This window comes from Pseudonocardia lutea (assembly GCF_042658055.1).
Lineage (GTDB): Bacteria > Actinomycetota > Actinomycetes > Mycobacteriales > Pseudonocardiaceae > Pseudonocardia > Pseudonocardia lutea.
Genome location: NZ_JBHSQK010000051.1, coordinates 47009 through 56135, shown reverse-complemented (window position 1 = coordinate 56135; position 9127 = coordinate 47009). Strand labels below are relative to the sequence as shown.

The 9127-nt window shown below is 73.3% G+C and carries 6 protein-coding genes; 2 read left to right on the top strand and 4 right to left on the bottom strand.

Features of this window, described 5'->3' with window-relative positions:
- Positions 1–1535 precede the first annotated feature (1535 nt).
- The 4 genes from ACFQH9_RS20195 to ACFQH9_RS20180 form a co-directional block, all read right to left on the bottom strand.
- Positions 1536–2195, bottom strand: a complete 660-nt coding sequence (locus tag ACFQH9_RS20195) for an NUDIX hydrolase (protein WP_379567739.1) — start codon at positions 2193–2195, stop codon at positions 1536–1538.
- The gene (locus tag ACFQH9_RS20190; RefSeq protein WP_379567737.1) at positions 2182–3672 is read right to left on the bottom strand and encodes a glycosyltransferase family 87 protein; all 1491 of its coding nucleotides are present in this window, start codon (positions 3670–3672) and stop codon (positions 2182–2184) included. The genes ACFQH9_RS20195 and ACFQH9_RS20190 overlap by 14 nt, the downstream gene beginning before the upstream one ends.
- Before the next feature lie 102 nt (positions 3673–3774).
- Positions 3775–6042, bottom strand: a complete 2268-nt coding sequence (locus ACFQH9_RS20185) for a transglycosylase domain-containing protein (protein WP_379567735.1) — start codon at positions 6040–6042, stop codon at positions 3775–3777.
- A 411-nt stretch (positions 6043–6453) separates the two neighbouring features.
- Entirely contained in the window at positions 6454–6858 is a 405-nt protein-coding gene (locus tag ACFQH9_RS20180) for a DUF5318 family protein (protein ID WP_379567733.1), read from the bottom strand.
- Between the two features lie 253 nt (positions 6859–7111).
- On the opposite strand from ACFQH9_RS20180, the gene ACFQH9_RS20175 reads away from it, so the two are divergent.
- Positions 7112–7681: a PadR family transcriptional regulator gene (locus ACFQH9_RS20175; RefSeq protein WP_379567731.1), complete on the top strand. Its 570-nt coding sequence runs from the start codon at positions 7112–7114 to the stop codon at positions 7679–7681.
- Positions 7682–7723: 42 nt separating this feature from the next.
- Entirely contained in the window at positions 7724–8803 is a 1080-nt protein-coding gene (locus ACFQH9_RS20170) for an inositol-3-phosphate synthase (protein ID WP_379567729.1), read from the top strand.
- Positions 8804–9127: the final 324 nt, after the last annotated feature.

Below are 9127 nucleotides of genomic sequence, written 5' to 3'. Positions count from 1 at the left end.
CGACCCCGCCGCGCAGCCCGCCGACCCCGCCGCGCAGCCTGCCGGGCCCGCCACGCAGTCTGCCGACCCTGCCGACCCTGCCGCGCGCCACGCCAGTCCCGCGGGGCCCGTCGATCCCGCGCGGCCCGCCGACCCCGCCCCGCCCGACGGCGATTCCCCCGCGCACGAGGACGGGACCGCGCGCTCCGAGAAGCCCGCGGGCGGCGCTCCCGCCCGCCGCGCGCCCCTGGGCACCGCGGGCCTGGTGCTGCTCGTCCTCCTCACCGGCCTGACCCTGCTGTTGGGCTACGCGAACAAGGCCCGCTGCACCGGCCCGGAGTTCGACGCGGCCGGCCGCTCGGCCCCCGACTACGCGGTGCGGCAGTACCGCGACGCCTGCTACTCGGACATCCAGAAGCTGTGGCTGGGCCGCGAGGTGGACCGGCACGTCTTCCCCTACGTCCACGGCTCGATCACCCCGGACGGGCAGCTGCAGGGCGGCACCGTCGAGTACCCCGTGCTCACCGGCGTGCTGATGTGGCTCGGTGCGCTGGGGGCCTCGACGGACGCCGGCTTCCTGCTCACCTCGGCGCTGATCCTGGCCCCGTTCGGGCTGGTCACCGGAGGGATGCTCGGCCGTCTCGCGCGCTGGCGGGCCCTGCTGTGGGCGCTCGGCCCACCGCTCGTGCTCTACGCCTTCCACAACTGGGACCTGCCGGCCGTCGCGTGCGCGGTCGGCGCGGTGTTCGTGCTGCACGGCCTGCGGCGGGAGGTGCCGCTGCCCACCCGTGCCACCGCGGCCGCGGTGCTGCTCGGCCTCGGCTTCGCGGTGAAGCTCTACCCGGGGGCGTTCCTGCTGCCGCTGGCGCTCTACGTGCTCACCCGCGGCCGCCCGCCGGGTGCGGGCCTCGACGTCACGGGCGCGGTCCGCGTGTGCCTGGCCGGCACGCTCGCCGCGGTCGCGGTGAACCTGCCCTTCGCGCTGCTCGGCTTCCCCGGCTGGGCCGCCTCGTTCGCCTTCCAGCAGCAGCGGCCGATCGACGTGAGCACCAACTCGATCTGGTTCTGGGGCGCCCGCCCGCTGATGGCCGACCTGGGCGTCGGCGAGGACTTCGAGCCGGTCGTCGCCGTGCTGTCGCCGGCGTCGGTGCTGCTGGCCTTCGTGGTCGCGGCCGCGATCGGGCTGTGGCGGTGGCGGCGCGGAGCGGTCTACCCGTGGATCGGGGTCAGCGCCGCGATGCTCTGCGCCTTCCTGCTCCTGCACAAGGTGCACTCCCCGCAGTACACGCTCTGGCTGCTGCCCTTCCTGGTGCTGCTGCGGATCCGCTGGGGCTGGATCGTGGCCTACCTCGCGGCCGACGCGCTGATCGGCATCGGCATCTTCCGCTGGTTCCACCTGCTCGACGTCGGCGCCGACGCGGGGATCGGCGCCGGCTTCGCCGCCCAGGCCGTGGTGCTCGGGGTGTGGGGCAAGGCCGCGCTGCTGGCGATCCTGTTCGTGCTGTTCCTCCGCGTGCCCGCGACGGTCGACGCGCGTGACCGGGTCGGTGCCGACCTCACCGCCAGGCGAACACCGGCTGCTCCAGGTGGTCCACCCGGGTCGGGCGGCCGTGCAGCAGCAGCTCCCGGACCTGGTACAGCACCGCACCGGTCGGCGCGTGCACGAACCGGTCGAACAGCGGCACCTGGATGACCGGCGCGTCGGACTCCGGGATGGTGAGGAAGCGCGGCTCCACGTCGATGTCGGCCAGCGGGATCCGGTGCAGCTCGCCGACCTCGGCGGGGTTCGGGGTCAGCTCGCCGACCTCGCCGCCCCACAGCACGACCGGCGTGATGACGTACCCGGAGCGGGTCACGTAGTCGTCGAGCAGCCCGAGCACGGCGTCCTCGCCCAGCGGCAGCCCGACCTCCTCGAGCAGCTCCCGGCGGCCGGTCTCGGTGATCGTCTCGCCCGGGTCGGAGCGCCCGCCGGGCAGCGCCCACTGCCCGGAGTGCCGGCGCAGGGTGGCGGCCCGCCGGGTGAGCAGGAAGGCGAGCCCGTCCGCCAGGCCGGCGCCACCGGTGGTGACCAGCGTGACGGTGACCGCGGAGCGCTTCAGGTCGGGCCGCTCGACGGCCCGCCGCTCGAACCCCGCCAGCCGCTCCTCGACGGCCGCGCGCAGCCCTGCGACGCGGCCCCCGGGGTCGGACCCGACCCCGCTCTCAGCCGTTGCCATGCTCCGGACTCTGCCCCACCGGGACGCGGCGCGCGGTCCGCTGTGACGGCTGTCGCACCGGCCAGTCCGGATCGCCCGCGGGATCGCCGGCCCGGACCGGGTCCCGCGAGGGCCGCAGGATCGAGCGCACCACGAGCACGCACAGCAGTACGACGACGGCGTCGCGCAGCAGGACCGCCCCGAGGAACCAGTCCGGCGGCAGCCCCTTCTCGTCCGTGCCGACGTAGAAGAACATCCGCGGGACCCAGACCAGCGCGTCCACGGTCATCCACGCGAGCAGCAACCGCCAGCGCGGCAGGGCGAGCACGGCCAGCGGCACCAGCCACAGCGAGTACTGCGGGCTCCAGACCTTGTTGACCAGCAGGAACGCGGCGACGATCAGGAAGGCCAGGGACGCCAGCCGGGGCGGCCGGGGCGCCTTGGCGGCCAGCACGACCAGGCCGGCGCAGGCGGTCACGAGCAGGGCCGCGGTGACGGCGTTGAGCGTGTCGGGTGCCTGGTCGGGGCGCAGCGGGCCGTCGAACCCGCTCCACCCCGTGAAGTACGAGAGCGCGTAGTACAGCGAGTCGGGGTCGGCGGGCCGGGTCCGGTTGAGCCGCACGAACTCCCACCAGCCGGCGGGCCACAGCAGCGCGACCGGCAGGTTCACCGCCAGCCAGGTGACGACGGCGGCGCCGATCGTCCGCAAGGCGGTGCCGAGCTCGCGGCGGCGGGCGGCCACGAGCAGCACCGGCAGCAGCAGGAGCAGCGGGTAGAGCTTGGCGGCGCCGCCCAGGCCGAGCAGGACCCCGCCGAGGACGGGCCGGCGCCGGGCGATCGCGAGGAGCCCGCCGCAGGCCAGGGCGACGGCCGGGGCGTCGAAGTTGGTGAAGGCGTGCACCGCGACGAGCGGGGAGACCGCGACCAGCGCCGCGTCCCAGGGCCGCCCGGGGCGCAGCCGCACCACGGCCCACACCGCCACGATCCAGGCCAGGGCGAGGCCGAGGGCGACCAGGTCGAAGTACACGACCACCGGGAGCGCCGTCGGCAGCGGCAGCACCTCGGCCGCGGCCGTCCAGCCGTCCGTCAGCCGCGCCGCCGCCCACTGGTAGAAGCCGGTGAGCACCGGATACTCCATGTACCGGGTCTGCGGGGCGCCGCCGCCGGAGGTGTCGGTCCACGCGTCCCGGTAGGGGACGGCCGAGGGGTCGTCGAGCCGCTCGATGGCGTAGAGCGGCACCGTGTCCGAGTAGCACATGGCCACGTACTGGCGGTTGTTCTGCCAGTCGAGGGCCAGCTGCCCGTCGCCCGTGCGGTACTGCTGCAGGCACGGCGACTTGCCGAGCCAGCCCAGCGCGAGGGTGACCACGGCGAGCAGCAGCACCACCCGCAGCGGGGTCCAGAAGGCGGCGCGGCCGACGAGCGCGTGCCGGCCGAGCGGACCACCGACGACCCGGCTCGCGGCCGCGGCGAGCGGCTCGGTCCACGTCGGGACCACCCGCGCGGGCTCCCGGGGCGGCCGGGGCCTGCGGTCGGTGCCCCGCGGCCGCCGGGGCGCGGGGGACGGGGCGTCCTCCGGGGCGACCGGCCGCGACGTCACCTAGTTGCCGCCGTCCTCGCCGTCGTTGCCGTTCCCGTTTCCGTCGCCGTTCCCGGAGTTGCCGTTGCCGTTGCCACGGCCCGAGTCGCCGTTGCCGGAGTCGCGGTTGCGGCCGTTGCCGTTGTCACGGCCGTTGTCCCCGCCGTTGTCCCCGCCGTTGTCCCCGCCGTCCCGGCTGCGCCGCTGCTGGCCTTCCTGGTCCTCGCCACCCGAGTCGGCGGACCGGGTCGGCGTGCTCGACTGGCCGGCGTAGTCGGAGACCGGGGCCTGCCCGATCGGCGTGAACTTGGACCAGGGCTCGACCTCGGTGCCGCGCAGGGCGTCGGACATGTACTCCTGCCAGATCGAGCCCGGCAGCATGCGGCCGTAGATCGGCCGGCCGGCCGAGTTCTTGATCGGCGAGTTGTCGTCAGTGCCGACCCACACCGCCGTGGCGAGCTGCGGGGTGTAGCCGACGGTCCAGGCGTCGTTGTTCTGGCCCTCGATGCTGCTCTGCACGGTGCCGGTCTTGGCGGCGACCGGGCGGCCGTCCCGCAGCCCGATCCGCGAGGAGCTGGCCACGTCCGTCATCGACTCGGTGACGTTGCGCGCGACCTGCTGGCTGAACGCCTGCGTGCCGGCCGAGGCGCCCGCCCCGTGGTCGAAGATGACCCGGCCGTCGCTCGTGGTCACCTTGGCGACGAGGTAGGGCTGGCGGGCGACGCCGTCGGCCGCGAACGTGGCGAACGCGGACGCCATGTTCTCGGTGGTGACGTTCTTGTCGCCGAGCGAGATGCCGCCGGTCGGGTTGGCCAGCGGCGCGGCCGGGATACCGGCCTTGATCGCGGCGTCGGCGACCTTCTGCGGCCCGACGTCCAGCGCCATCCGGTAGAAGACGGTGTTGATCGACTGCGTCATGGCCGTCTTGACCGAGCACCGGCCGCAGCTCACGCCCTCGGAGTTGGACACCTTCTGGCCCGCGAGGGTCTGCGGCGACGAGCCGTCGTACTGGGTGCCCAGGCCGATCGGGTCCGGCTGCTGCAGCGCCGCGGCCAGCACGAACGGCTTGAACGACGAGCCGGGCTGCTTGGACGCCTGCGCGTAGTCGAGGCCCACGCCGTCGTTGCCGCCGAAGTAGGCCAGCACCGCGCCGGTCTTCGGGTCGATCGACACGAGGGCGGTCCGGAGGTTGTCCGGCTGGCCCTTGAGGACCTTGTTGGCCGCGTCGACCGCGTCCTTCTGCTTGTCCGGGTCGATCGTGGTCTGGACGGTCAGGCCCTCGGTGTTGATCTCCGCCTCGGAGATGCCGTTCTGCTCGAGCTCGGCGCGGACCTGGTTGTAGATGTGGCCGTTGGCGTCGCCGGGGATGCCGCCCTCGACGGCCGCGGGCGGCAGCCACCTCGGGAACTGCTGCTGGGCGCGCTCGGCCGGGCTCATCCAGCCCATCTGGACCTCGCCGTCGAGCACGAAGTTCCAGCGCTCCTGGGACTTGTCCAGGTTCTTCGCCGGGTCCCAGCGCGACGGCGACTGGATCAGCCCGGCGAGCATCGCGCCCTCGGAGGGGGTCAGCTGCTGGACGTCCTTGCCGAAGTACGCCTGGCCGGCGGCCTGGATGCCGTACGCGCCGCGGCCCAGGTAGATCGCGTTGAGGTAGTTCTCCAGGATCTCCTGCTTGGTCTGCTCCTTGGAGATCTTCGCGGCGAGCACGATCTCCTTGTACTTGCGCCAGAGCGAGAACTGGTCCTGGCCGGTGGTCACCTTGATGTACTGCTGGGTGATCGTGGAGCCGCCGCCGATGCCGCCGGTCAGCTGGCTCCACACGGCCCGGCCGATGCCGGAGATGTCGAAGCCCGGGTTCGAGAAGAACGAGCGGTCCTCGGCGGACAGCACGGCGTGCTGCACCGGCACCGGCACCTGGTCGAGGGTGACGTTGGTCCGGTTGATGTTGTTGGGCCGCACGGTGGCGAGCGGGCTGCCGTCGGCGAAGGTGAAGGTGGCGACCTGGGTGTTGGCCACGTCGTCGGAGCTGGGCACCCGGAAGACCACCCAGCCGACGGCGAAGGCCAGGAACGGGCCGAGGACCAGGGCGGCCAGCGCCCACAGCACGATCCGGCGCACGAGCCGCCTCCGTCCTCCCGGTCGGGGGCCCTCGCCGTCCCCGCCGCCGTCACCCCCGGGGCCCGGGCGGCGCGGCGGCGGACCGGGCGGCTCGGCCAGGGCCAGCGAGGTGGGCCGGTCGTCCGGGCCCGAGGTGCTCGGGTCGTGCGTCAGCAGCGTCGGGGGTGCCACCGGCGGCTGCCCGGGACTCCCCGGACCGCCGGGTCCGCCCTGCGGCCCGACGCGGTGCGGCATCGGCCGGTTCGGCGGGCCGAACGCGCCCGGCTGCCCGGGCGGCACCGGGGGTGCGCCCTGCGACCGCTGCGGCGGCGGACCGGACCGGGCGGCGCGGCCCCGCCAGGGCCCCCCGCCCGGTGGCGGGGGGCCCTGGTTCGGGCGGACGTCCCAGACGTCCGGGACGCCGGGCCGGGGCGGCGGGCCGCCGGCTCCTGGTCGGTCGCTGCGTTGATCGGTCACCGCGGGCTCCGTGCTTCTCCGGTCCGCCGGCGGGGAGTGGGGGCGGACCGGGCTGGGGCGTGGGGTGCGGGCGCTGTACGGCTCACGGGGTAGGGGCTCGTCGGGCGGGGATCGGGGCGGGACGCGTCACTCGGCGGCGGTCCTCCGGCGGCGCGGGCGGTCGGGCCGGGCGCCGGTGCCCAGCACCGACGATTGGACCAGATGGTTCCAGCTGCACGTGCGACAGACCTCCACGAGGTAGACGGAGAACTCGCCGTGCCGGGCCGCGAGCTCCTCGACCTCCTCGGGGTCGCGGGCCGAGCCGGACACCTGGCGGAGCTCCTCGCCGAACACCCACCAGACGTGGGTCAGCCGTTCCTTGCGGCACACCGGGCACTGCTGCTGGGTCGGCCGGCCGTGGAAACGGGCGGCCCGCAGCAGGTACGGGCTCGCGTCGCAGACCTCCGCGGTTCCCACCCGACCGGCGTAGACATCGGCGAGCAGCGCGCGGCGCCGCAACGCGTAGTCCACGACCTGTCGCTGGGTGAGCACCCGACCAGGGTACTCAGCCACCCGCCCGTGCGGTTCCCGAACCGCCCGGACGGGCGTGGCCGCCCGGCGCAGCCGCAGGTCGCGGCCGTGACCGGGATCCCGACGCCGGTCCGGGCACGCGTCGGGGACCCCGTCGATCCGGGTCGGAATCCCGTGTCGACACTGCGCGCGGATGTATCGGGTCGATATAGTGATCCGACCGATCGCCGGGGCCAGCGGGGTCCCCGGGCGGCCCACGGGAGGAGGGAGGCGGATGCTCGAGTTCGCCATCCTCGGGCTACTGCTGGAAGCCCCGATGCACGGCTACGAGCTGCGCAAACAGCTCGGGCTGCGGCTCGGCGGCTTCCGCGCCTTCTCCTACGGCTCGCTCTATCCCGCGCTGCGCAGACTCGTCCGCGCGGGCCTGATCGTCGAGGATCCCGACAGGTCCGGGAGCCCACCGGCGAGCGGTGGCGGCTGGTCCCGGCGCGCACGGCGCGTCTACCGGATCACCGCCGACGGCAAGGAGCGGTTCGGCGAGCTGCTGGCCGAGTCCGGCCCGCAGACCTGGGACGACGAGAGCTTCGGCGTCCACCTGGCGTTCTTCTCCCGCACCCCCGCCGAGACCAGGATGCGGATCCTGGAGGGCAGGCGGCGGGCGGTCGAGGAACGCCGCGAGGGGCTGCGCGCCGCGCTCGCCAGGGCCGGCGAGCAGATCGACCGGTACACCCGCGAGCTGCACGAGCTCGGCCTGGACACCACCGAACGCGAGGTGCGGTGGCTGAACGAGCTCATCGAGCGGGAGCGTCACCCCGGCGACGAGGCCGGACCCAACAGGCCTTGACGAAGGCCGAAGTCCCCCGACCGAGAAAGAAGGAGAGCCGGCATGAGTGAGGTGCGAGTCGCCGTCGTCGGCGTCGGCAACTGTGCGGCGTCGCTGGTCCAGGGCGTCCAGTACTACGCGGACGCCGACCCGGCCACCCGCGTCCCCGGCCTGATGCACGTCGACTTCGGCGGCTACCACGTGCGCGACGTGAAGTTCGTCGCCGCGTTCGACGTCGACGCGAAGAAGGTCGGCCGCGATCTCTCGGAGGCCATCACGGCCAGCGAGAACAACACCATCAAGATCGCCGACGTGCCGCCGCTCGGCGTCCCGGTGCAGCGCGGCCACACCCTCGACGGGCTGGGCCGCTTCTACCGCGAGACGATCACCGAGTCGGACGAGGAGCCCGTCGACGTCGCGCAGGTCCTGCGCGAGACGCGGGCGGACGTGCTCGTCTCCTACCTGCCGGTGGGCAGCGAGGCGGCCGACCGCTTCTACGCGCAGGCGGCGATCGACGCGGGCGTGGCCTTCGTGAACGCCCTGCCGGTGTTCATCGCCTCGGACCCGGTGTGGGCGCAGAAGTTCCGCGACGCAGGCGTCCCGATCGTCGGCGACGACATCAAGTCGCAGGTGGGCGCCACCATCACCCACCGGGTGCTGGCCAAGCTCTTCGAGGACCGCGGCGTGCAGCTCGACCGCACGATGCAGCTCAACGTGGGCGGGAACATGGACTTCCTGAACATGAAGGAGCTGGAGCGCCTCGAGTCGAAGAAGGTGTCCAAGACCCAGTCGGTGACCTCGCAGGTCGACCGCGACATGGGCAAGGACAACGTGCACATCGGCCCGTCGGACTACGTCGCCTGGCTCGACGACCGCAAGTGGGCCTACGTCCGGCTCGAGGGCCGTGCGTTCGGCGACGTCCCGCTCAACCTCGAGTACAAGCTCGAGGTCTGGGACTCGCCCAACTCCGCGGGCATCATCATCGACGCCGTGCGCGCCGCGAAGATCGCGAAGGACCGCGGGATCGGCGGTCCCATCCTCTCCGCGTCGAGCTACTTCATGAAGTCCCCGCCCGAGCAGTACAGCGACTCCGAGGCCCGGGTCGCGGTGGAGGAGTTCATCCGGGGCGAGCGGGAGCGCTGACGCCTCTCACCCGTCCAGGACCCCGGTCGGAGCCTCGCTCCGGCCGGGGTTCCTTTTTGTTTGCCTTCCGGAACTGTTGACGGAGCTTCCGGACCGGAAAAGATTTCACCCGGGTGGAGTCATCACGACCGCGTAACGTGAGGCCGCCGAAGCAGCCTCACCTGCATCGCCGAGTTTGACCACGCAATCACATGCCGATCACGATCTTCGTTGGTCCGAACGAGTAACCAATCCGGTGAGAACGCTCACCCGAATTTCCGGGTAAGAATGTTATCTGCGTCATGGCGACGACCGTAATGCGTTCGTAATTTCCTTCGCGGCCTC

Coding starts and splice junctions, on each gene's coding strand:
- ACFQH9_RS20195 (WP_379567739.1), bottom strand. CDS start 2,195: ATGGCAACGGCTGAGAGCGGGGTCGGGTCCGACCCCGGGGGCCGCGTC.
- ACFQH9_RS20175 (WP_379567731.1), top strand. CDS start 7,112: ATGCTCGAGTTCGCCATCCTCGGGCTACTGCTGGAAGCCCCGATGCAC.
- ACFQH9_RS20170 (WP_379567729.1), top strand. CDS start 7,724: ATGAGTGAGGTGCGAGTCGCCGTCGTCGGCGTCGGCAACTGTGCGGCG.